Source organism: Lactobacillus corticis, from assembly GCF_018327645.1.
GTDB lineage: Bacteria > Bacillota > Bacilli > Lactobacillales > Lactobacillaceae > Lactobacillus > Lactobacillus corticis.
Genome location: NZ_BMAY01000008.1, coordinates 1 through 21,075 on the forward strand (window position 1 = coordinate 1; position 21,075 = coordinate 21,075).

Annotated in this window: 25 protein-coding genes, 1 tRNA gene and 1 other annotated feature; of the genes, 19 read left to right on the forward strand and 7 right to left on the reverse strand. The window is 41.1% G+C overall.

Annotated elements, in window-relative coordinates; translation table 11 throughout:
• Positions 1–21 precede the first annotated feature (21 nt).
• Positions 22–94: transfer RNA gene (locus tag KI210_RS05785), tRNA-Asn, on the forward strand.
• Between the two features lie 119 nt (positions 95–213).
• Positions 214–870: a hypothetical protein gene (locus KI210_RS05790; RefSeq protein ID WP_212780958.1), complete on the forward strand. Its 657-nt coding sequence runs from the start codon at positions 214–216 to the stop codon at positions 868–870.
• Between the two features lie 49 nt (positions 871–919).
• Here KI210_RS05790 and KI210_RS05795 read toward each other — a convergent pair whose 3' ends face one another.
• Both KI210_RS05795 and KI210_RS05800 read right to left on the reverse strand, forming a co-directional pair.
• Positions 920–1,441: a substrate-binding domain-containing protein gene (locus KI210_RS05795; protein WP_212780959.1), complete on the reverse strand. Its 522-nt coding sequence runs from the start codon at positions 1,439–1,441 to the stop codon at positions 920–922.
• The gene (locus tag KI210_RS05800) at positions 1,407–1,799 is read right to left on the reverse strand and encodes a LysR family transcriptional regulator (protein ID WP_212780960.1); all 393 of its coding nucleotides are present in this window, start codon (positions 1,797–1,799) and stop codon (positions 1,407–1,409) included. Before KI210_RS05800 ends, KI210_RS05795 begins: the two co-directional genes overlap by 35 nt.
• 138 nt (positions 1,800–1,937) lie before the next feature.
• On the opposite strand from KI210_RS05800, the gene KI210_RS05805 reads away from it, so the two are divergent.
• From KI210_RS05805 to KI210_RS05825, 5 genes are all read left to right on the forward strand, one after another.
• Entirely contained in the window at positions 1,938–3,074 is a 1,137-nt protein-coding gene (locus tag KI210_RS05805) for an Ldh family oxidoreductase (protein ID WP_212780961.1), read from the forward strand.
• 279 nt (positions 3,075–3,353) lie between these two features.
• On the forward strand, positions 3,354–4,352 hold the full coding sequence (locus tag KI210_RS05810) for a mannose/fructose/sorbose PTS transporter subunit IIA (protein WP_212780962.1): 999 nt from the start codon (positions 3,354–3,356) through the stop codon (positions 4,350–4,352).
• A 16-nt stretch (positions 4,353–4,368) separates the two neighbouring features.
• Entirely contained in the window at positions 4,369–5,178 is an 810-nt protein-coding gene (locus tag KI210_RS05815; protein ID WP_212780963.1) for a PTS mannose/fructose/sorbose transporter subunit IIC, read from the forward strand.
• 26 nt (positions 5,179–5,204) lie between these two features.
• Positions 5,205–6,125, forward strand: a complete 921-nt coding sequence (locus tag KI210_RS05820) for a PTS system mannose/fructose/sorbose family transporter subunit IID (protein ID WP_212780964.1) — start codon at positions 5,205–5,207, stop codon at positions 6,123–6,125.
• Positions 6,126–6,131: 6 nt separating this feature from the next.
• The gene (locus KI210_RS05825; protein WP_212780965.1) at positions 6,132–6,497 is read left to right on the forward strand and encodes a DUF956 family protein; all 366 of its coding nucleotides are present in this window, start codon (positions 6,132–6,134) and stop codon (positions 6,495–6,497) included.
• A 37-nt stretch (positions 6,498–6,534) separates the two neighbouring features.
• On the opposite strand, the gene KI210_RS05830 is transcribed toward KI210_RS05825, so the two are convergent.
• Positions 6,535–7,665 (reverse strand): glycerate kinase, encoded by a 1,131-nt coding sequence (locus KI210_RS05830; protein WP_246487331.1) that lies wholly within the window; start codon positions 7,663–7,665, stop codon positions 6,535–6,537.
• Positions 7,666–7,787: 122 nt separating this feature from the next.
• On the opposite strand from KI210_RS05830, the gene KI210_RS05835 reads away from it, so the two are divergent.
• Positions 7,788–8,105 (forward strand): hypothetical protein, encoded by a 318-nt coding sequence (locus tag KI210_RS05835; protein ID WP_212780967.1) that lies wholly within the window; start codon positions 7,788–7,790, stop codon positions 8,103–8,105.
• A gap of 42 nt (positions 8,106–8,147) precedes the next feature.
• On the opposite strand, the gene KI210_RS05840 is transcribed toward KI210_RS05835, so the two are convergent.
• Genes KI210_RS05840 through KI210_RS05855 form a run of 4 tightly spaced genes read right to left on the reverse strand, consistent with a single transcriptional unit; the run spans position 8,148 to position 12,071 of the window.
• The gene (locus tag KI210_RS05840) at positions 8,148–9,134 is read right to left on the reverse strand and encodes a polyprenyl synthetase family protein (RefSeq protein ID WP_212780968.1); all 987 of its coding nucleotides are present in this window, start codon (positions 9,132–9,134) and stop codon (positions 8,148–8,150) included.
• A gap of 8 nt (positions 9,135–9,142) precedes the next feature.
• A complete protein-coding gene (locus KI210_RS05845; RefSeq protein WP_246487332.1) occupies positions 9,143–9,670 on the reverse strand; it encodes a Gx transporter family protein in 528 nt (175 codons plus the stop codon).
• A gap of 14 nt (positions 9,671–9,684) precedes the next feature.
• Positions 9,685–10,149: a NusG domain II-containing protein gene (locus tag KI210_RS05850; protein WP_212780970.1), complete on the reverse strand. Its 465-nt coding sequence runs from the start codon at positions 10,147–10,149 to the stop codon at positions 9,685–9,687.
• Between the two features lie 14 nt (positions 10,150–10,163).
• The gene (locus tag KI210_RS05855; RefSeq protein ID WP_212780971.1) at positions 10,164–12,071 is read right to left on the reverse strand and encodes an FAD-dependent oxidoreductase; all 1,908 of its coding nucleotides are present in this window, start codon (positions 12,069–12,071) and stop codon (positions 10,164–10,166) included.
• Between the two features lie 242 nt (positions 12,072–12,313).
• Between KI210_RS05855 and pplA the strand changes: the two genes are divergently transcribed.
• The 11 genes from pplA (at position 12,314) to KI210_RS05910 (ending at position 21,023) form a co-directional block, all read left to right on the forward strand.
• A complete protein-coding gene (pplA, locus tag KI210_RS05860; RefSeq protein WP_212780972.1) occupies positions 12,314–13,231 on the forward strand; it encodes an extracellular electron transfer flavoprotein PplA in 918 nt (305 codons plus the stop codon).
• Between the two features lie 79 nt (positions 13,232–13,310).
• On the forward strand, positions 13,311–14,396 hold the full coding sequence (locus KI210_RS05865; RefSeq protein WP_212780973.1) for an FAD:protein FMN transferase: 1,086 nt from the start codon (positions 13,311–13,313) through the stop codon (positions 14,394–14,396).
• A gap of 45 nt (positions 14,397–14,441) precedes the next feature.
• Complete coding sequence (gene rpmG / locus KI210_RS05870) at positions 14,442–14,591, forward strand: 50S ribosomal protein L33 (RefSeq protein ID WP_212780974.1); 150 nt, start codon at positions 14,442–14,444, stop codon at positions 14,589–14,591.
• A gap of 6 nt (positions 14,592–14,597) precedes the next feature.
• Complete coding sequence (gene secE / locus KI210_RS05875; protein ID WP_212780975.1) at positions 14,598–14,765, forward strand: preprotein translocase subunit SecE; 168 nt, start codon at positions 14,598–14,600, stop codon at positions 14,763–14,765.
• Between the two features lie 100 nt (positions 14,766–14,865).
• Positions 14,866–15,417 (forward strand): transcription termination/antitermination protein NusG, encoded by a 552-nt coding sequence (gene nusG, locus KI210_RS05880; RefSeq protein WP_212780976.1) that lies wholly within the window; start codon positions 14,866–14,868, stop codon positions 15,415–15,417.
• A gap of 125 nt (positions 15,418–15,542) precedes the next feature.
• Entirely contained in the window at positions 15,543–15,968 is a 426-nt protein-coding gene (rplK, locus tag KI210_RS05885; protein ID WP_212780977.1) for a 50S ribosomal protein L11, read from the forward strand.
• A gap of 78 nt (positions 15,969–16,046) precedes the next feature.
• Positions 16,047–16,739, forward strand: coding sequence for a 50S ribosomal protein L1 (gene rplA, locus KI210_RS05890; protein WP_212780978.1), 693 nt, complete (start codon positions 16,047–16,049; stop codon positions 16,737–16,739).
• 95 nt (positions 16,740–16,834) lie between these two features.
• Positions 16,835–16,961: a sequence feature (ribosomal protein L10 leader region), on the forward strand.
• 35 nt (positions 16,962–16,996) lie between these two features.
• Positions 16,997–17,509 carry a 50S ribosomal protein L10 gene (gene rplJ / locus KI210_RS05895; protein ID WP_212780979.1) on the forward strand — a complete coding sequence of 171 codons (513 nt, stop codon included), beginning with the start codon at positions 16,997–16,999 and terminating at the stop codon, positions 17,507–17,509.
• A 43-nt stretch (positions 17,510–17,552) separates the two neighbouring features.
• On the forward strand, positions 17,553–17,915 hold the full coding sequence (gene rplL / locus KI210_RS05900) for a 50S ribosomal protein L7/L12 (RefSeq protein WP_212780980.1): 363 nt from the start codon (positions 17,553–17,555) through the stop codon (positions 17,913–17,915).
• A 135-nt stretch (positions 17,916–18,050) separates the two neighbouring features.
• Positions 18,051–19,154 carry a UDP-galactopyranose mutase gene (gene glf, locus KI210_RS05905; protein ID WP_212780981.1) on the forward strand — a complete coding sequence of 368 codons (1,104 nt, stop codon included), beginning with the start codon at positions 18,051–18,053 and terminating at the stop codon, positions 19,152–19,154.
• A 108-nt stretch (positions 19,155–19,262) separates the two neighbouring features.
• Positions 19,263–21,023, forward strand: a complete 1,761-nt coding sequence (locus KI210_RS05910; protein WP_212780982.1) for a 1-deoxy-D-xylulose-5-phosphate synthase — start codon at positions 19,263–19,265, stop codon at positions 21,021–21,023.
• Positions 21,024–21,075: the final 52 nt, after the last annotated feature.

The window sequence follows — 21,075 nt, forward strand, 5'->3', positions numbered from 1 at the left end:
TCGCCGCGCTTTTTTTAATATTCCGGCTTAGCTCAGTTGGTAGAGCGCGTGACTGTTAATCACGATGTCGTCAGTTCGAGTCTGACAGCCGGAGTAAGGAAGAGAGAGTCAAGCAAGGAGCTTGGCTCTTTTTGTTTTTACCAGAGGCTAATCATAGAACTTTGAGGCCAGCTTTGTTAAAATATTGCTAATAACGATTTTGATGAGGAGCTGATGATTATTAATTACTGGAATTGGTTATTGCACGCTTGGAAGAAACCGGGAGAATATGTCCACGGTAAGTCTTGGTATGGAATTTTAACTTTATTTATTGAAAATCTCTTAGTGCTTTTGGGGCTAGCCATCGGCTTAACAGGTATTGTTAATAAGTATTACAACATCAACGATATGAATTCAACTATGAACATGATGTACAGCAGTTCAGTCCTCAGAATTCATAGTCTACTAATTTATGTGATGTTATATCTGTGTTTTGCTGATTTTCTGATTATTGGCGCAGCCTATTTAGGGTACCGGTATAGTCACAATAGCGAAATAAAATTTTCTAATTACGTCAATCGGGTAGCGCAATATAGTAGTTACAACCTTTTTATCAGTTTGGTACTATTTTTATCCTTTTTAGGTATGGGATCCTTAACCTTACTGGTAGCAGTATGTTTGTGTTTATCAATATTGTTGTTAATAGTGAGTGCAAATGCTCCCATCTTGATGGATAGTGTGGGCGTGGTTCAAGATCGCTTAATTGGGACAATCTTTAGCACTACAGCAGCGGCTTTAGTGATAGTTTTGACAGTTGGCCTGGTTTTTAGCACTGCCTACAGTCAAATGTGGGGCTTTATTTCACAAATCTTAAATAGTCTGTTTGGATAGAAAAATAGCGTAAAACTAACTTGATGTAGTTTTACGCTTTTCCTTTTAGTCACAGTAATTTGGATTGATTAGTAAAGTAATTCACGACATAATCTTTAAAGGCTTTGACCTGAACTAATTGGGAACTTTCTTGGTTTTCACTGATAAAAGTACTCCTTTCAAATTTGGTGCCATCTTTAAAAGTAAGTGGTGTTTTATACCCAGAAAAATTATTTAAACAGATCTCCGGTAAAATAGACCACCCAATACCAGCTTCGACTAAATCAGCTACAGTTATAATGTTGTCAATGGTCAAATCAGTATGGATCTTAGACAAAAGATGATGTTCACTCAGCCAGCGATCTTGTTCGCTTTCTAATAGTTTATCAGTATGGTGGACGATATATGGTTGAGCGGGCAGGTCGGTCAAGGTGGTTTCCTGTCTGCATGCGAGGTAAACCGGCTCTGTCATTAGCAAAGTCCGATTTTTATTGCCCGAGTAGCGACCACGAGAAATAACCAGATCTAATTTCTCGGAATGCAGGTCATCCGCAAATCTAGGACTGTTGGCAGTTTGAACCGAGATTGCCACCTTGGGATATTTTTTTCTTAAAGCCCGCTAGAACCTGCGAAAATTGATAGCGGGCAAAATTATAAGAAACCCCAATTTTTAAACTGCCGGTAACTTCATGAGTGATTTCAGTCAACTCGCTTTGCATCAAGCCAAATTGCTGGTGAATTTGGTGAATTCGTTTCAATACAATTTCTCCAGCAGGAGTAAATTGCACACCATGGCGGGAGCGGAGCACTATTTGTACCTGTAGCTCAGCTTCGAGCGCATTTAGCCGCTTAGATAAAGCCGATTGGGTAATAAAAAAATTCTCACTAGTTGCGGTAATGTTTTTGGTTTGCTCTAAAGAAAGCAGTAATTCGATGTCTCGTTGATTCATGATATCTACCTCATAATCATTATAGTTATGGAAAACTAAATTTACCATTCCTCCGAGGAATACTTTTCAAGAAAGAAAATGCCTTTTACATCAATGATGTAAGGGCTTTAAATTGAGGTAGACAAGGAGGACGTTAACATGAGCCAAGGTAAAAAGGTTAGATTTTCTTACGAACAGTTAAATGCTTTGTGTATGGACGCATTTCAGAAATTTGGTTTTAGCGAGCATGACGCAGCAACGATTACCGACGTTTTGCTGACTGCCGATTTGTACGGTATTCAAAGCCATGGTATGCAGCGTTTGGTGCGCTACTATAAGGGGATTCAAAAGGGTACGATGAAAGTCGATGCCAAGCCTGAAATAGTATTTGAAACCCCAGTATCTGCAGTTGTTGATGGTCATGATGGCATGGGCCAACTGAATGGCGTGTTTGCAATGAATTTAGCCATCAAAAAAGCTAAAAAGAGTGGCGTCGGCATTGTTTCAGTGCGCAACTCCAATCACTATGGGATCGCCGGCTATTACGCAAAAATGGCTGCCCGCCAAAACATGATTGGTTTTTCTTCGACCAACAGTGAGGCAATCATGGTTCCAACTTATGCCAGCAAAGCCATGATCGGTTCGAACCCGCAAGCTTGGTGTGTACCGGCTGATCCCTATGATTTCTTTTTTGATGCAGCTACCTCAGTGGTAACTCGCGGAAAACTTGAAATGTACAATAAGCTGGGCGAAAAGCTGCCGGATGGCTGGGCCCTTGATGCAGAAGGCCAACCAACAAATGACGCTGGTGCCGTTTTAGCTAATATTGCTGCTCATCGCGGCGGCGGCATTATGCCGTTAGGTGGTTCAACTGAACAATTGGGCTCGCATAAAGGCTACGGCAATGGCATGGTTTCTGAATTATTTAGTTCTATCTTATCCCAAGGCTTAACCAGTAATGAGACGATGAAAGCTGGAAAAAGCGGGATCTGCCACGGCTTTATGGCAATTAATTTGGTTGCTTTTGGTGATCCTGCTGCAATTAAGGCTCATTTGTCCAATTATTTACAGTCTTTGCGTGATGCACCAAAAGCTAGTGGGCAAAGTCGAATTTATACTCATGGTGAAAAAGAAGCAGCTTTCGTCAAGGATCGTAAAGAAAATGGGATTCCCGTCATTGATAAAACCATGACTGAAGTTTATGATCTTTGCGACTACTTGCATTTGGATCCACATAAATATTTTGGTGATTATGAACCGCCAAAGGCAGGAAAAATGTTTACCGGAAATTATTAATGCAACTTTTTAGCGGCAGCGTGTAAGCGCTGCTTTTTTCTTGCTGAAAAAAACAAAAGTTAGTATTCAACTTCACAAGTTTTTGAATGAAAGCGCATATAATCAGCCATTACTTAAAATAAGTTAAATGATTAGCCCATTTTTGTTGAAAATTCAAAATATTTTAGATTTGTAAATGCTTGTTAATTGTTTCATTTGTTTGAAAAAAAGTCTGTCTATTCCAATCCATTTATTGTAAAATTAAAAGCGGATACATTTTTATCTAGAGGGGGAAAAAACATGGTAGGAATTGTATTAGCCAGCCATGGTGGTTTTGCTGACGGCATTGCAGAATCTGCACAAATGCTGTTTGGTGAACAAGAGAACTTCGCTCATGTTATCTTGAAGCCTGAAGAAGGGCCAGATGACATCCGTGGCAAGATGGAAAAAGCAATTGCTTCGTTTGATAATCAAGACGAAGTATTGTTTATTGTTGACCTCTGGGGCGGAACGCCTTTCAACCAAGCAAATGGTTTAGTTGAAAAGCACGCCGACAAGTGGGCTATTGTTAGTGGTATGAACTTACCAATGGTGGTTGAAGCACTGACTCAAAGAATGTCAGTTGATTCAGCACACAAGATTGCAACTGCAATTGTGCAACCAGCTAAGGACGGTATCAAGACCAAGCCTGAAGACTTAATGCCTAAGTCAGAAGTTAAGGCTGCCGTTCAAGGCAATAATGCACCAGCCAAGTCAATCCCAGAAGGGACTGTAATTGGTGATGGACACATCAAGTATGTTTTGGCCAGAATCGACTCTCGGTTATTGCATGGTCAAGTTGCTACTGGTTGGATTCCACAATTGAAGCCAGATCGGGTTATCGTTGTTTCTGACAAGGTAGCCAAAGATGAATTGCGTAAGGGCATGATTCGTGATGCTGCGCCTGCAGGCGTTAAGGCTCACGCTGTGCCTTTGAAGAAGATGGAACAAATCATGAAGGACCCAAGATTTGGGAATACTCATGCCATGCTTCTGTTTGAAAACCCTGAAGACTTTTTGAAGATGATTGACGCCGGACTTGATGTCAAGACACTTAATGTCGGCTCAATGTCTTACTCTGAAGGTGACGTAAACGCCAATAACGTTTTATCAATGAACCAAGAAGACGTTGATACTTTCCGTGAACTTGAAAAGAAGGGTATCAAGTTTGACGTTCGTAAAGTTCCTTCAGACAATAAGGGCGACATGGATGCCATTTTAAAGAAGGCACAACGGTTGCTCGACGAAAAGAACAAATAAAATTAGGAGTATAGAAATGAACGCTATTCAAATGATTTTGGTAGTGGTTGTTGCCTTCTTAGCTGGTATGGAAGGTATCCTTGATGAATGGGAATTTCACCAACCACTAGTTGCATGTACTTTAATCGGCCTGGTATCAGGTCACTTGTCCTTAGGCGTAATGCTGGGCGGTTCTTTACAAATGATCGCCATGGGTTGGGCTAATATCGGTGCGGCTGTTGCGCCAGACGCCGCATTAGCAGCTGTTGCTTCAGCTATCATCTTGGTTCAAGGTGGTCAAGGCGTTAGCGGTATCGGTACTGCTACCGGTATTGCCATTCCTTTGGCTGTTGCCGGCTTGTTCTTAACCATGATTGTTCGTACGATTTCAACTGCTATCGTCCACATTATGGATTCATACGCAAAGAAGGGTAACTGGCGGATGATCAATGTTTGGCAATGGATTGCTGTTTGCTTGCAAGGTTTGCGGATTGCCATCCCAGCTGCTGCATTGTTAGCTATTCCTTCTTCTGCTGTTCGTGCAGCCTTAAGCTCAATGCCATCATGGTTAACCGAAGGTATGACTATCGGTGGTGGTATGGTTGTTGCCGTAGGTTACGCTATGGTTATTAACATGATGGCTTCACGTGAAGTTTGGCCATTCTTCGCCATTGGTTTTGCTTTAGCCGCAATTAACGACTTGACTTTGATCGCCTTAGGTGCAATTGGCTTGTCATTAGCCTTAATGTACTTGGCTCTTGAAGACAAGGCTGGCAAGGGCGGTTCATCAAATAACGCAGCAAGCGGTACAGGTGATCCACTCGGCGACATTATTGATGACTATTAAAATAAGCGCTAGAGGAGGATTTTAAAATGGCTGATAAGAAAATTAGTTTAACAAAAGCCGACCGCTTCAATGTTATGTGGCACTCACAATTCCTTCAAGGTTCTTGGAACTATGAAAGAATGCAGAACGGTGGTTGGGCTTACTCATTAATCCCTGCATTGAGAAAGCTGTACTCAAACAAAGACGATATGTCAGCAGCTTTGCAAAGACACTTGGTATTCTTTAACACCCACCCATACTTGGCTTCACCAATCATTGGTGTTACCTTGGCCTTGGAAGAAGATAAGGCAAACGGTGCGCCGGTTGAAGATGAAGCTATCCAAGGTGTTAAGGTTGGTATGATGGGGCCTTTGGCCGGTGTTGGTGACCCTGTGTTCTGGTACACCGTACGTCCTATTTTAGGTGCCTTAGGTGCTTCAATGGCAATTAGCGGCAACGTTATGGGCCCAATTCTGTTCTTTGTACTTTGGAACTTAATCCGGATCGGCTTCTTGTGGTACACGCAAGAATTAGGTTACAAGGCTGGTTCTGCTATCACCAAGGACATGTCAGGTGGTCTTTTGCAAAAGGTTACCCGTGGTGCTTCAATGATGGGTATGTTCGTTTTGGGTGCCCTGATTGAACGTTGGGTATCAATTAACTTTGTACCTGTTGTTTCTAAGACTCCTATCCAAAAGGGCGGTTACATTGAATGGAGCAAGTTGCCTGATGGTGCTGCTGGTATTAAGCAAGCTTTGATCCAATACAACAATGGTAATGGCTTGTCACTTACTAAGTACAAGACTACTACTTTGCAAAATAACTTGGACCAATTGATTCCAGGTTTGGCAGCTTTGCTGTTAACTTTCCTTTGCATGTGGTTGCTTAAGAAGAAAGTTTCTCCAATTTGGATCATCATCGGTATCTTTGTTGTTGGTGTATTATTCCACTTATGGGGAATTCTTTAATCAAAAATGCCTAAATCAATTAATACCCGAGTCGATTTTGCATCCGATGCAACTTGGTTTCGTGGGATATCATCCTATGGAAAATGCATGATCGGCGATAAAGCATTTGAATTTTACAATGAACGAAACGTCGAAGATTATGTACAAATTCCTTGGACAGAAGTCACTTATGTCGTAGCTGATGTTCATTTTAAAGGTAAGTACATTCCTCGTTTTGAACTTCGTACAAAATCAAACGGATCCTTTATTTTTGCTACTAAGACGCCTAAAAAGGCACTTAGGGCAATTAGAAATTACGTTCCAGCTGATCACATGCGTAAGGCATTGACCATCGGACAAAAAATCAAACGTTTCTTCACGCGTAAAAAATAAAGGATACCAAAAAGGACGACTCGTTTGAGTCGTCCTTTTACTTTAGCTTTTTTATTAAACGAGCAAGATTAGCACTAGTTAAACTTAAATTGCTTGCAGCATGGTTAATTGCTTCCGTCAGACTGCTTGGCCCTTGCTCTACAGCAAAACAAGCATCAAGATAATCGTAAAGTTGATCCACCTGGCCCAGCTTTCCTGAAATTGCAATTACGGTAATTTTAGGATTAAGCTTTTTCGCTAGTTTTGCGGCTGCATATGGTGCCTTTCCAAATTTGGTCTGATTATCAGTTGCTCCCTCGCCAACGATTAAGAAATCAGCTGATGCAATAGCACTGGCAAAATTGATAGTATCCAGCACCACTTCAGCACCAGCTTTCATTTCAGCACCAAGAAATGCCCGGAGGGCAAAACCGCATCCTCCAGCTGCACCAGTGCCAGGTTGGGTTGAATAATCTGTCTTCAGATAATCGGCTGCTATATTGGCAAAGTTGTGCAAATTTTGGTCAAGGATTGGTAAATCCGCGGGTTTTGCTCCTTTTTGAAGACCAAAGACGTAACTGGCACCATTTTTTCCTAGGAGAGGATTGGTGACGTCAGAAGCAATAATAATTTTAACTTTGTTAATCCGTTCATCTAGCTGACCCGTGATCTGGGTTAAGTTGGCTAAGGCTGCGTTTCCTTGAGGGATGTCCTGTCTGTTTTGGTCAAGTAGGTGTAAACCAAGGGCTTGCAAGATTCCTGCCCCACCATCGTTAGTTCCGCTGCCGCCAAGAGCCACGATTATTTTGCTTACGCCTTGATTTAGGGCGGCTTTTATTAATTCACCTGTCCCATAGCTGCTGGCTGCAAAAGGTGCTCCTGAGCCGACATATTGCAAGCCACTAGCTTGTGCCATTTCAATCACTGCGGTTTTTCCCTGATCTAGTATGCCGTATTCAGCCTTGACGCTGTTTCCTAGTGGGTCGTGAACTTGGACTTGAATTCTTTGACTAGGTTGGGCTTGCAGCATAACGTCCATTGTGCCTTCGCCACCATCAGCAATCGGTAAGAGGGTATATTTCCCGGGTAATATTGGGGCCATACCGTGGTGGATTGCTTGGGCGACGGCTTGGGCTGACAGACTGCCTTTGAAGGAGTCCGGAGCAATTACGATTTTCAAAATGATCACTTCTTTCTGACTATATTCTAACTGAAATTTAGTTAGCAGCGCTTCGGAAAACGGATTCAAAATTATTAGTGCAGTGTTTCACATTATGGTAAAATATAATTATATAGATGGAGGAAGTTACAATGTTTGCTACTATTTTTTATTGGATTATTGTTGCAGCTGCAGCGCTCTGGGGAATTTGGTCCTTAGTCTGGTCAATTATCTATCTAGCTCATGGAGAAAATGGAAATTTGTGGATTTTTGCCATTATCAATGCGTTAGGTACACTTGCTTTAGGAATCTTAACGATCATCTATGGAAGCCAAGATAATCAGTGGTACTGGTTTGCCTCAAAGATTAGCAATATTGCATGGATAGTATATAGTTTCTACGGCTATATTGTATTAACCGTCTTACAATTTATTTTTGGTTTTAGCAAAAAGGCAAAGGCACAAAATTAGTAAAATAAAAAGGCCGCTCAATTCTAGCTTGGGCGGCTTTTTTTAATAGTTGCGATTTGAAATTTTATCCATAAATTTTGTTAGATTTTGATAATTTGGCAAAGAGGAAAATTCACTGAGGGATGCACGGGTCCGATTCTCGTATTCCTTTGCGAGCTGATGAGCTTGTGTCAGCCCACCCAATTTAACAACCAGCTCCCTAATCTTGTATAGGTCAACTGGCTTTAGATTACACCCTTTCCTTACCAAGTCATGCAGCACGTTGCTAGTATCTTTTTGGAGAGCAAAGATTAATGGGGCTGAATAAACGCCATCTTGAACATCCAACAAAACTGGCTTGCGAAAGTCTTCAGTTGTCGAGGCGTAATCAAGGAGATCGTCTTGAATTTGAAAAAGCATCCCTAAATTTTCGCCAAATTCTTTTGCCTGATTAGCAATTTTGTTGCCCCAATTACCTTCAAGTGCTCCTAGATTGGCGGAATATCCAAAGAGAAGGGCAGTTTTGCCTTTAATTTGTTCAAGATATTCTTCGATTGTAATGTCAAGATTATAATTCTGCCCAAATTGTGCAACTTCCCCTTGTAAAATTCCTGACATAGCTTTGCTATTTAGTTGCAGGTTTGTTAGTTTGCTGGCATTTTTACTTAATAAATTTAATGACAAAGCAAAAAGCAGATCCCCGGTGTAGACGGCCGTATGTTTGCCATATTTAGCATAAATGCTCGGCTTGCCGTGACGAATGGGAGAGTTATCGACAATATCATCGTGAATTAAAGTAGCGTTGTGCAGCATTTCAATTGATGCCGCCAAACGATAGCCTTTATTTAACGAATGTTTTTTATTTTTACCACTAAAAAAGAGTAAGAATAAGGCCGGACGGAGCATTTTGCCTTTTGCTTGAAAATGCTCACGTACGGCAATGCCCAACTGTCCAGAAACATCTTGTAGTTCTGTTTGAATGACCTGATCAACTTTATCAAGAGCGGATGCAAGCTCAGGTATGTCACTCCAAAAAGAGTCGGTGTTCATTAATAATTTTACCTTTCAAATGAAATTTGATGATCTTTGATGAATTCAGAATCGTTTAGATGACTTAAAAGCACTTTTCCGCCAAGACCTACTAGCAGTCCTGCGAGCAAACCACTGAGTGCCAAAAATGGTAAATAAAGCAGGACGCTCTTGGCACCAGATATCCAGTAGGCTACTAAAATTTGCCCAAAATTGTGGGTGATTCCACCAATCATAGAAACGCCTAAAATACTGAAAACACGGGGAGACATTTTACTAGCAAGTTTCATCATAAAGAGGCTTAAAAAGGCTCCTGCAAATGAATATATGAAAGTGGCAGCTCCACCAGTAATCAGTGATGTTAATATTAGACGCAAAAATGTTAATAATATGCAGTCGGAAAAAGGTAGGGTGAATAGTGCCATTAGGGTAATAACATTCGTTAAACCAATCTTTGCTCCGGGTAAAACGGCAATTAGCGCAGGGAACATTTGCTCAACAACGCCTAAAATAATTCCTTGGCTGCATAAAATACCTATCCAAACGTTTCTTTGCAAGTTGTGAGTATTTGTCATGGATTTACAAGTGTGTGATCAAAAGTTTTTTGGCTCTTTTTAGTGGGCTTGTCAGACACAAGTTCGATGCTAACTTTATGAGGAAGACAAATGATGCTCTCGCCAGCTTTACTTTTAAAGCCTTCCTTTACACAAACTTGGTCTCGACAATTTGCATCGTTAATTGCAATTTTATGATTTCTAATAACGATGGTATTGTACTTGTTGGCTTGTTTGATGGTATATGACAAATCCTTAGATTTGGTCAAATCAAATGTTTTAACCTTTTTACTATCGACTTTAACTATTGCATAAATATCATTGCCTTTTTTAGCTTGGGTATCTTGAATCAGATAGAAGTATGGCAATAGGCTGATAGCCAATAAGACAAAAACCGCAAAAAAATCGCCAAATTTAAATTTAAATAATTTATCGTTTGTATTCATAGTTACATTTAAAAAGGTCTTATAGCTTTTTGCCATAAGACCTTTTAATATTAATTCTTATGCCCGTTATGATCAACTAGATAAAATGGTTTTAATATCCCATAACGCCACTTGCCCAGCTTCTTTTCAAGCCATGGAACGAACCACATATCCAGGCCGAATGCTCGCCCAGAGCCGTTCATTACAGCAATTGCGGCAAAAAACATCCACACATTAACCCAGTAATTCATTCCGCTTAAACAGAAGATTGCGGTAAAGATTGCACTCATTGCACCTGCAAACCAAGTGCAGAGACCAATGACCAATAAAATACCTAAGGCAATTTCAAACACGGTCATAAATTTTTGAGCAGCCAAGGCAGCATCGTTGTTAGGGATGAGCACTTTAGTTATACTTTGCATCCAATCCGGCATCTGGTTAAACACAGGCATTGGTGAATGACCATAGTCAAAGTTCAAAGAAAAGCGGACAGCAGAGGCAGCAGAAGAAGAGCTGTTGGCAGCATTGGTAGCAGCCGAAGTGGCAGCTCCTGCTTTTTGGCTAGCTCCGGAAGTAGCAGCTTGCATTAACCATGGAAACTGCAATTGCAACTTGTTGCCAAACCATGAACCACTTCCTTGGACCTTGTACCAACAATCGATTAGCCACATCATTCCTAAATATATTCGAAGAGGTACCGTCCAAAGAACATTGCCATACCGGTTGAGATTTCCACGCCAGAGAGTCGGACGTTTGATTCGGAACCATTCATCCATAATGTAATGGAAAAGATAGTAACCAGAATAGATCTGGATGAAGTAGATCATGTCGACCAAGTCTTTCATCAAGATTGCAAAAAAGCCACTCAAATGAAAGGTGTTCATTAAACTAGCTACGCCCCAACTCGGCCCTAAAGAAACCATGAAGCCAGAGTAGGTACCCTTAAATTTGACGGGTTCGCTATTATTGATTTGAGCTAGGATATTTTTAAAAGCACATTTTCCGGCTGATTCGGCACCTTGAACAACTTGCGGTTCACCGCGTCCAGATCCATTTTCATCGTAAAAGGCAACGTCACCAATAACGTAGACGTGTGGATCTTCAGGGAGCTGCGAATATTCGTTAACAACGATTCTACCAGCCCTAGCCTGTTTGAAACCAAAGTTAGCAGCCGAGTCCTTGGCCTTAACGCCAGCAGTCCAAATTAAAGTTTTAGTTGGGAAAGTCGAACCGTCTTTTAAATCAACGTAATCTTCATGGACGCCAACAACTCCGGTGTTGGTTTTGATCACAACTCCATGTTTCTTGAAGTAGCGTTCTGCTTTTGCGGCATCTGGACGATCAAGCATATTCATAACCGTTGGTGCCATTTCCATCATGGTGATTTTTATTTCAGATGGATCAAGATTATAACGTTTAGCTAGTTCTGGTCGCCAAGAATTTAATTCTCCCGCCATTTCAGTCCCAGTAAAACCAGTACCAACGACAACAAAATTAAGATATTGAGCCCGCTTCTCTGGATCGCGCTCCCTGCTCCCCATATGAACCATTAAGTCAATGTGATCGCGCAGTACTTCTGCTTGTTCAAGACTGCCAAGCATGAAGCCATGCTCTTTTACACCAGGGGTGCCGAAGTCATTTGGTTCACTACCAATTGCAAGTACAACGTAATCATAAGGGTAGGTTCCATACTTACCGATTACTTCGTGCTTATCACGATCAATTTTGGAAATTTCATCAGTTACAACGTCAACGTTTTTACGTCGTGAAAATAGCCGTTGCAAATCGTATTGTAGACTAGTAGCATCAACCCGATTACCAGCAACTTCATGCAAGGAAGTCATCATGGTCATGTAGGGATTTTTGTCTATTAAAGTAATCTTGACATCGTTCCGCTTTTTTAACTTCTTGGCAAGGTGCTTAGTGGTATATAATCCTCCAAAGCCGCCCCCAATAACAACAATATTAGTTTTTGACATTGGGAAAACCTCTATCTATTCATGCAATATTTCACTGCTATTATACAAAAAGTAATAATGAAAGTCTATTTTTTCACAAAATGAACGCTTATAAAGCAATATTGCAAAACTAATCGAAAAATATTCTCAAATTACCAATGCAAGCGGTTTTTATATTTGTAATTGTAACATTTGTAAGGTAGATGTATAATACATTTGTGTGAATTAGATCACATTTGGAAGGAATAGAGAGAGGAATAATTATGAAGAAATCGATTTTGTGTGCTAGTGCTGCTGTACTTTCGGCGTTTTTATTGGCAGGCTGTTCAACAACTGCTTCAAATTCAAGCAACAGTTCGTCAACTTCATCTAGCAAGGTAGCTAAGTCATCATCATCTTCTTCAAGTAAGAAAGCAACTAAACAAACTGCTGGTGCTAAGATGAAGGATGGAACTTATAAATTAGTAGAAGATAATTATGATCATGGGTACAAAGTAGAAGTGTCGATCACTGTCAAGAACAACAAGATTACCAATTCTAGTTATGACCAAGTAAATAAGAAAGGCGTTTCTAAGACTAAGAATGCAGCTTACGAGAAGCAAATGAAAAAGATAAGCGGTATTGGGCCTAAAGAATACATCCCTAAGTTGGCCAAGGAATTGTCCTCAACTCAAGCTGATGCTTCTGGAATTCAAGTTGTTTCAGGGGCAACTCACTCCTCAAACACGCTGAGAAACTACTTCAACCAATTGATTCAAGCAGCTCAGAAAGGTGATACTGCCACAATTCATATCAACAATAATGGCAAGCTTAAGGACGGCACCTACAAGTTAGAGCAAACCAATTATGACCACGGCTATCGTCAAGTCTTTACGCTAACTGTAAAGAATAATAAGATTTCACATTTGGATTATGACCAAGTAAATAAGAAGGGCGTTTCAAAGGCCAAAGATGCAGCCTACGAAAAGCAAATGAAGAAGGTAAACGGCATTGGGCCGAAGGAATATATTGCGAAATTGAATAAAGAATTTAATAAATCCAAGGATGCAAATGTTCAAGTAGTTTCAGGCGCAACCCATTCTTCAAACTCATTTACAGCTTATGTTGGTCAATTGATCAATGCCGCTGAAAACGGTAATACCAAGACCATTAAAGTTGACAACATTATCTATTCTGAATAAAACAAAAGTGTTTAATTTAATTAAACCCCGAAGCTGAATAGTTTCGGGGTTTGCTTTTACAAGAAAATTAAGAGAGCAAATGAAAAAAAGACGTTTTTTATTACCATTATTATTAGGCTTGACCCTGCTGACCTTATCAGCTTGTGCTACTAAAAGCCAACCGGAACATAAAAATACCACGGCGATAACAACTACGGCTACAGAGGATACGAAGTTTTTGATGGGAACAGTTTGTACCATCAAGGTCTACAACAAGCACAAACAGCAAGCAGTTAAAGATGGTTTTGCCCGGATCAAGGAACTAGCCAAAAAGATAACGGTCAATCAAAAAGGCAGCGAAATCGATAAGGTTAATAAATATGCTGGAGTGAAACCAGTCAAGGCTTCCCGGGATATCTACCGCTTATGTAAGGAGGCCTACCACTATAGTGCTAATTCTGATGAATCATTTGATATGGCAATTGGGCCGATTACTCAGCTATGGCGGATTGGCTTTCCTGATGCACATGTACCGAAACAAAGCCAGATTACCAAGAGACTAAAATTAGTTAATTACCGTAATGTTCAATTTGACGACGTTAAGCAGACGGTGTATTTGACTAAAAAAGGGATGCAGCTTGATCTTGGCGGCATTGCCAAGGGATTTATTACCGATGAGGTAAAAAAAGTGCTAAGAAAAGATGGCGTTACTAGCGCTATTATCGATTTGGGTGGAAATGTTTATGTGCTTGGAGAGTCACCTACAAATCATTCAACTTGGACGGTGGGGGTACAAGACCCTAAACGTAGTCGTGGGGTTGCCATCGGATCAATGCCTGAAAAAAATAAGTCGATCGTCACTAGCGGAATCTATGAACGGTATTTGAAGGTTGGCAAGAAGACATATTCTCATTTGATGGACCCTAAGACAGGCTATCCGTTCCAGAATAACTTGATGGGAGTGACGATTGTAAGCTCACGTTCTACCGATGGCGATGCTTTGTCGACCGCCACATTTGATAAAGGACTTAAGGATGGCTATGCCTACATTGAAAAGAAAAAAAGAGTAGATGCAATCTTTATCACCAAAGATAAGAAAGTGTATGTCACAAGTGGCTTGCAAAAAAAGTTTAAACTGTTTAAAGATAGTGGCTACAAGTTAGCTTCAATTAAGTCAGTTGAATAATATTGCTTTTTTTGTTAAAATAGCGGGAGTTTGGAAGTGAGATTTATGGCAGTGAAAAAAGCAGCTTTAGCCTGCACTGTTTGTGGGTCGCGAAACTACTCAATCACCGCAAGCAGTAACCGGACGCAACGTTTAGAATTAAAGAAGTTTTGTAAGCATTGCGGAACACAAACTTTACACAAAGAAACGAGGTAAGAAGTTATGATCAAATTTTTCAAGAGTGTCGGGCATGAAATGAAGTTGGTGCACTGGCCAAGCTTTAAAGAAAATCGTCGCGACACTTCAATTGTCGTAACTTTTTCGATTCTTTTTGGTTTGTACCTCGGTGGTATCGACTATTTGCTTAGCTGGTTAATAGGGATGCTCTAAGATACTAGGCAACTCGAGGTCGAGCATGGTATAATACACCTAACTAGAAGAAACCTCTGTCAGAGGTTTTTTTGTTTGCCAAAAAATAAGGAGACTCATTATGGTTGAAACATCAAAGAAGCAATGGTACGTATTGCATACTTACTCTGGATACGAAGACAAGGTTAAATCAGACCTGCTTTCACGTGCTCAAAGCATGGGCATGCAAGACTATATTTTTCGGGTAGTCGTTCCAGAAGAATCAAAAGTAGAAACGGTTCGGGGGAAGAAAGAAGAAGTTGAAGAAAAAGTTTTCCCTGGATATGTTTTGGTTGAAATGGTCATGACTGACGAAAGCTGGTTCATTGTGCGGAACACCCCTAATGTTACTGGTTTTGTGGGCAGCCACGGTGGTGGTTCAAAGCCTTCACCATTATTAGATGAAGAAATTGAACGCATTTTAGCGCAACAAGGCGAACCAGCCAAGAAGCCGACTGAAAACTATGAGTTGGGTGAAGAAGTGAAGATCAGTGAAGGTGCCTTTGCCGGCATGATTGGAAAAATCACCGATATTCAACCTGATAAATACAAATTGTATGTCTCAGTTGATATGTTTGGTCGTCAAACCACCGCAGAACTTGACTATGACCAAGTTGAAAAAGTCTCTGACTAATTAAATATCTTAGTTGTATTACTTGCCCCTAGGTGGTAAGATATTTAGGTATGTTTATATTGTGGGAGGAAAAGAAAGTATCTTTTCCATTTTAACCGCATCACGGAATCAAGGAGGTATTGACCGTGGCAAAGAAAGTTCATACTGTAGTTAAATTACAAATCCCAGCTGGTGCTGCAACACCTGCACCTCCAGTTGGTCCTGCTTTAGGTCAAGCTGGTATCAACATCGTTGGTTTCACTAAGGAATTCAACGCTAGAACCGCTGATCAAAAGGGCATGATTATTCCTGTAGTCATCACGGTATATGAAGACCGTTCATTCGAATTCATTACCAAGACTCCACCAGCACCAGTATTGCTTAAGCAAGCTGCTAAGATCAAGAAGGCTTCTGGTGAACCTAACACTAACAAGGTTGGTAAGGTTACCAAGGCACAAGTTAAGGAAATCGCTGAAACTAAGATGAAGGACCTTAACGCTGCTGATATTGAAGCTGCTATGCGTATGGTAGAAGGTACCGCACGCAGCATGGGCATCGAAGTCGTTGACTAATCCCGTTATTAACTAATAACGCTAGGTGGGAGAGCAATAGAGAGGCTCGTTTGACCACATACACAAGGAGGAAAGCACATGCCTAAGCATGGTAAGAAATATTTAGAAGCTGCTAAGAAAGTTGATTCAAGCAAGTTTTACTCAGTTGCAGAAGCAATGAAACTTGTTAAGGAAACTTCATACGCAAACTTTGACGCTTCAGTTGAAGTATCATACAACTTAAGCGTTGACCCAAAGCAAGCTGACCAACAAATTCGTGGTTCACTTGTTTTGCCAAACGGTACTGGTAAGACCCAAAAGGTTATTGTTTTTGCTGAAGGCCCACAAGCTGAAGCAGCAAAGGCAGCCGGTGCTGACGAAGTTGGTTCAGATGAATTAGTTGAAAAAGTTCAAAATGGTTACCTTGACTTTGACGTTGTCGTAGCTACCCCTATGATGATGGCTAAGGTAGGTCGTTTGGGTCGGATTCTTGGGCCTAAGGGCTTAATGCCAAACCCTAAGACTGGTACTGTAACCATGGATATTGAAAAGGCTGTTAAGAACGTTAAGGCTGGTCAAGTTGAATACCGTGTTGACCGTCAAGCTGCTATCCACGCTGCTATCGGTAAGGTATCATTCACTGAAGACCAATTAGTTGAAAACTTCAACGCTTTACGTGACGCAATTGTTCGTGCACGTCCAGCAGCAGCTAAGGGTCAATACATCAAGAGCGTTGCTGTAGCTGCAACCTTTGGCCCTGGGATTAAGCTTAACCCATTAGACTTGATGTAATTCAATGATAATTAAAGGAATCGCGACTTGGTCGCGATTTTTTTTGTTTTGAGAGAATTTCTTCTTTACAAGTTAAGGGGATTCTGTTAGTATAGTTCAAGTGATAAATTCTACCTAAGACTCGGGTGATCATCACGGATCTCAATAACCCGCCGAGGCCAGAAGATTATGAAGACGATTAACGCTCCATGTCTCTTGGCATGGAGTTTTTTAGGCCTAAATAGGATTTATTATTAATTTTTATGGAGGTGAATCGATTGAGTAAAGCTGCTATTGCTGAAAAGGAAAAGCTTGTTGATGCTTTTGCTGAAGAACTTAAGGCTGCTAAAGCGATCTTGATCATCAACTACCTTGGTTTGACTGTTGAAGAAGTTACTGCTATGCGTAAGGAACTTCGTGACAACGATGTTAAGATGAAGGTTATCAAGAACACTTACTTGCGCCGCGCTGCTGCAAAGGCTGGCATCGAAGGTTTGGAAGACACTTTTGTTGGTCCAACTGCTGTTATCTACACTGACAACGCTGACGATGTTACTGAACCAGCACGTATCGTTTCTGAATATGCAGACAAGCACGAAGTAATCGAAATCAAGGGTGGTATGCTGGAAGGCAAACTTACCTCAAAGGAAGAAATCAAGGAACTCGCAGCCATTCCTGGTCGCGAAGGCTTGCTTTCAATGCTTGTTTCTGTATTGCAAGCTCCTGTACGTAACGTTGCTTACGCTGTTAAGGCTGTTGCTGATTCTAAGGACGAAGGCTCAGCTGAATAATTTTATTGTAATTTCTAATATCTAAATTTCGGAGGATACTTAAATGGCTTTAGATACTGAAAAGATTATTGAAGACTTGAAGGGTGCTACTATCCTTGAATTGAACGACTTGGTAAAGGCTATCGAAGACGAATTTGGCGTTACTGCTGCTGCTCCAGTTGCTGCTGCAGGTGCTGCTGACGGTGGTGCTGCTAAGTCATCATTTGACGTTGAATTGACTTCAGCAGGTCAAGAAAAGGTTAAGGTTATCAAGGCTGTTCGTGAAATCACTGGCCTTGGCCTTAAGGACTCAAAGGGTCTTGTTGACGCTGCTCCTAAGAACATCAAGGAAGGCGTTTCAGAAGACGAAGCTAACGACATCAAGGCTAAGCTTGAAGAAGTTGGCGCAACTGTTACTGTTAAGTAATCAGTCCTTTTATCAGAATAAAGGCGGATCAAACGATCTGCCTTTTTTCTTTGTCAAAATCTAGCCTTTAACCCTTGGGTGTGGTAACTTTAATGGGAAACACTAGTTTTTAAATCTAGATTGGAGTAAAGAAACATGAAATATTTAGTCGTTGGGGCAGGTCTTTTTGGGGCCGCATTTGCACGTGAAGCTGCCGAACACGGTCACCAAGTTAAGGTGATTGATCGGAGAAATCATATTGCTGGTAATATTTATACTGAAAAGGTTGACGGAATCGATGTTCACAAGTACGGTGCGCACATTTTCCATACTTCAAATAAAAAAGTTTGGAACTATGTAAATCGCTTTGCTGAATTTAACCGTTACACGAATTCTCCAATTGCTAACTACAACGGTGAACTCTACCACTTGCCGTTCAACATGAATACTTTCCATGAATTATGGGGGATTAAAACGCCAGCTGAAGCCCAAGAAATTATTAACAAGCAAAAAGGCGAAATGGCTGGCAAAGAGCCACAAAACTTGGAAGAACAAGCAATTTCCTTGGTAGGCCGCGATATCTACGAAAAGCTCATCAAGGGCTATACTGAAAAGCAATGGGGACGCAAGACCACGGAATTGCCAGCTTTCATTATCAAGCGTTTGCCAGTTCGTTTTTATTACGATAACAACTACTTCAATGATGATTTCCAAGGGATTCCTAAGATTGGCTATACGCAAATGGTAGCCAACATGCTTGATCATGAAAATATTTCCGTTGAACTTGAAAAAGACTATTTTGACAACCAAGCACAATATGAAGCTGATTATGACAAGATCGTCTACACTGGCATGATTGATAAGTACTTTAACTATCAATTAGGCGAATTGGAATATCGGTCATTGCGGTTTGAAACTGAAGAATTGGACCAAGAATACTACCAAGGCAACAGTGTGGTTAACTACACTGATAGCAAGACGCCATTTACGCGGATTATTGAACACAAATTATTTAACCCAGCTGCTACTAGCGACAAGACTGTGATTACGCGTGAATATCCAGCAGACTACCACAAGGGAATGGAACCATACTACCCAGTGAACGACGCTAAGAACAACGAATTGTATGCTAAATACCAAGAATTAGCAGCCAAGCAGGACAAGGTAATCTTTGGTGGCCGTTTAGGTCAATACAAGTACTACAACATGGATCAAGTTTTAGCTGCGGCCCTGGAAGCAGCTGACAAAGAATTGAACTAATTTTGATATTCATTTTAGTTATAACAAATAAAAACTTTTTTCAATTTCACTTATAAAAAGTAAGACGATATAATTAATCCTGTAGGTAAAAATAGACAGGAGGAAATTATGAATCAACATCCTGATTTTTTATTGAACAAGATTGCCAGTCCTGCTGATTTAAAGCAACTCTCGCTAGCACAGCTAACGCAACTGGCAAGTGAAATCAGAAGCTTAATTTTGGAAAAAGATTCAGTTGAAGGTGGCCACTTAGGGCCAGATTTAGGGATTGTCGAAACGGCAATTGCTTGGCATTATGTTTTTGACGCACCTAAGGATAAGATTGTTTGGGATGTCTCTCACCAGACTTATCCGCATAAAATGTTGACTGGACGGGCATATGGTTGGCTTGACCCTGATCGTTATGAGGAAGTTACGCCCTATTCTAACCCTGATGAAAGTCCTTATGATGATTTTGCCATCGGTCACACTTCGACTTCGATTGCGCTAGCTACTGGCATGGCCAAAGCACGTGACCTTGCAGGTGAAAACTACAATGTGACCGCCTTGATTGGTGATGGGTCATTAACCGGTGGCTTGGCTTTTGAAGGGTTAAATAATGCCGCGGTAGAAAAAGGCAATTTGATTGTGGTAATTAACGACAACCAAATGTCTATTGATGAAAATGTGGGCGGCGTTGTTACCAGTTTGCAGAAACTGCGGGAATCAAATGGCCAAACTGCTGAAAATCCTTTTAAGGCCTTAGGCTTTGACTATCTGTACGAGGATCAAGGCAATGATCTTGAAGCAATGATTAAGGCTTTTGAAGCAGTCAAAGATACCAAGCACCCAATTGTACTGCATATTAATACTTTAAAAGGGAAGGGCTATCAGCCAGCGGTTGAAAACAAGTATGCCCACCACTGGGTTTTGCCTTTTGATTTAAAGACTGATAAGACTACTGTTCCAAGTCCTCAAGGGCCAACTGCCGCTTCAACGGTAATCGACGTGGTGAAGGACGAACTTGAACACAAGAAGCCGCTCTTAACCATTAATGCGGCGATTCCGGGCGTTTTTGGGCTTGATGAAATCAAGAAAAATTATCCTGAACACTATTTAGATGTGGGAATTGCGGAGCAAGAGTCATTAACCTTAGCTGCTGGAGCTGCTAGAAACGGCGCTATTCCGGTAGTCTTCCAAAATTCAACCTTCTTGCAGCGGGCCTTTGACCAATTGTCGCATGATATTGCTGCCAACAACCTGCACGTCGTGATGTTGGTAGCAGGTGGCGGAATTACCACTAATTCTAAGACCCACCTGGGAGTGTTTGACCAAGTATTGGTAAGCAATCTGCCTAATTGGAAGTATTTAGCACCAACCAATTTAACGGAACTTCGGGCGATGACCAAATGGGCGATTGAACAGGCTAATGGTCCGGTAGCGATAAAGGAACCGGTTTTGCCGCTGCCGGCTGAAGGAAAAGCAGGCCATGACTATAGCCAGATTCACTATGAGATTATTCCTGGTGAAAAGGTTGCAATTCTTGCGTTAGGTGACTTTTACCAATTAGGTGAAAAAACGCAGGCTGAACTAGCCAAAGTCGGTATCAAGGCGGCCTTGGTTAACCCGCAATCAGCCAACATTTTAGATGAGGCTGCCCTTGATCGCCTTGCTCAAGATTATCAAGTCTTAGTGACGCTTGAAGATAATGCAATTGATGGTGGCTTTGGTCAAAAAGTAGCTAGTTATTTAGGCGACCAGAACATTTTGGTCAAAAACTATGCTGCTCCGCGAGAATATACTGACTTGGAAACTGCGCAAGCCATCTATCAGCGGATGCACTTGACTCCTGACCAATTAGCCAGCGACATCCAAAAGTTGCTAGGATAAAATAATTGCTTGTTTATAAGCATTAAACCGCTCATGTGAGCGGTTTTTTTTG

Excerpts from the sequence above, each read along its gene's own strand:
- KI210_RS05790 (WP_212780958.1), top strand. The coding sequence starts at position 214 with ATGATTATTAATTACTGGAATTGGTTATTGCACGCTTGGAAGAAACCG.
- KI210_RS05800 (WP_212780960.1), bottom strand. The coding sequence starts at position 1,799 with ATGAATCAACGAGACATCGAATTACTGCTTTCTTTAGAGCAAACCAAA.
- KI210_RS05805 (WP_212780961.1), top strand. The coding sequence starts at position 1,938 with ATGAGCCAAGGTAAAAAGGTTAGATTTTCTTACGAACAGTTAAATGCT.
- KI210_RS05810 (WP_212780962.1), top strand. The coding sequence starts at position 3,354 with ATGGTAGGAATTGTATTAGCCAGCCATGGTGGTTTTGCTGACGGCATT.
- KI210_RS05815 (WP_212780963.1), top strand. The coding sequence starts at position 4,369 with ATGAACGCTATTCAAATGATTTTGGTAGTGGTTGTTGCCTTCTTAGCT.
- KI210_RS05820 (WP_212780964.1), top strand. The coding sequence starts at position 5,205 with ATGGCTGATAAGAAAATTAGTTTAACAAAAGCCGACCGCTTCAATGTT.
- KI210_RS05825 (WP_212780965.1), top strand. The coding sequence starts at position 6,132 with ATGCCTAAATCAATTAATACCCGAGTCGATTTTGCATCCGATGCAACT.
- KI210_RS05835 (WP_212780967.1), top strand. The coding sequence starts at position 7,788 with ATGTTTGCTACTATTTTTTATTGGATTATTGTTGCAGCTGCAGCGCTC.
- KI210_RS05840 (WP_212780968.1), bottom strand. The coding sequence starts at position 9,134 with ATGAACACCGACTCTTTTTGGAGTGACATACCTGAGCTTGCATCCGCT.
- KI210_RS05850 (WP_212780970.1), bottom strand. The coding sequence starts at position 10,149 with ATGGCAAAAAGCTATAAGACCTTTTTAAATGTAACTATGAATACAAAC.
- KI210_RS05855 (WP_212780971.1), bottom strand. The coding sequence starts at position 12,071 with ATGTCAAAAACTAATATTGTTGTTATTGGGGGCGGCTTTGGAGGATTA.
- pplA (WP_212780972.1), top strand. The coding sequence starts at position 12,314 with ATGAAGAAATCGATTTTGTGTGCTAGTGCTGCTGTACTTTCGGCGTTT.
- KI210_RS05865 (WP_212780973.1), top strand. The coding sequence starts at position 13,311 with ATGAAAAAAAGACGTTTTTTATTACCATTATTATTAGGCTTGACCCTG.
- rpmG (WP_212780974.1), top strand. The coding sequence starts at position 14,442 with ATGGCAGTGAAAAAAGCAGCTTTAGCCTGCACTGTTTGTGGGTCGCGA.
- secE (WP_212780975.1), top strand. The coding sequence starts at position 14,598 with ATGATCAAATTTTTCAAGAGTGTCGGGCATGAAATGAAGTTGGTGCAC.
- nusG (WP_212780976.1), top strand. The coding sequence starts at position 14,866 with ATGGTTGAAACATCAAAGAAGCAATGGTACGTATTGCATACTTACTCT.
- rplA (WP_212780978.1), top strand. The coding sequence starts at position 16,047 with ATGCCTAAGCATGGTAAGAAATATTTAGAAGCTGCTAAGAAAGTTGAT.
- rplL (WP_212780980.1), top strand. The coding sequence starts at position 17,553 with ATGGCTTTAGATACTGAAAAGATTATTGAAGACTTGAAGGGTGCTACT.
- glf (WP_212780981.1), top strand. The coding sequence starts at position 18,051 with ATGAAATATTTAGTCGTTGGGGCAGGTCTTTTTGGGGCCGCATTTGCA.
- KI210_RS05910 (WP_212780982.1), top strand. The coding sequence starts at position 19,263 with ATGAATCAACATCCTGATTTTTTATTGAACAAGATTGCCAGTCCTGCT.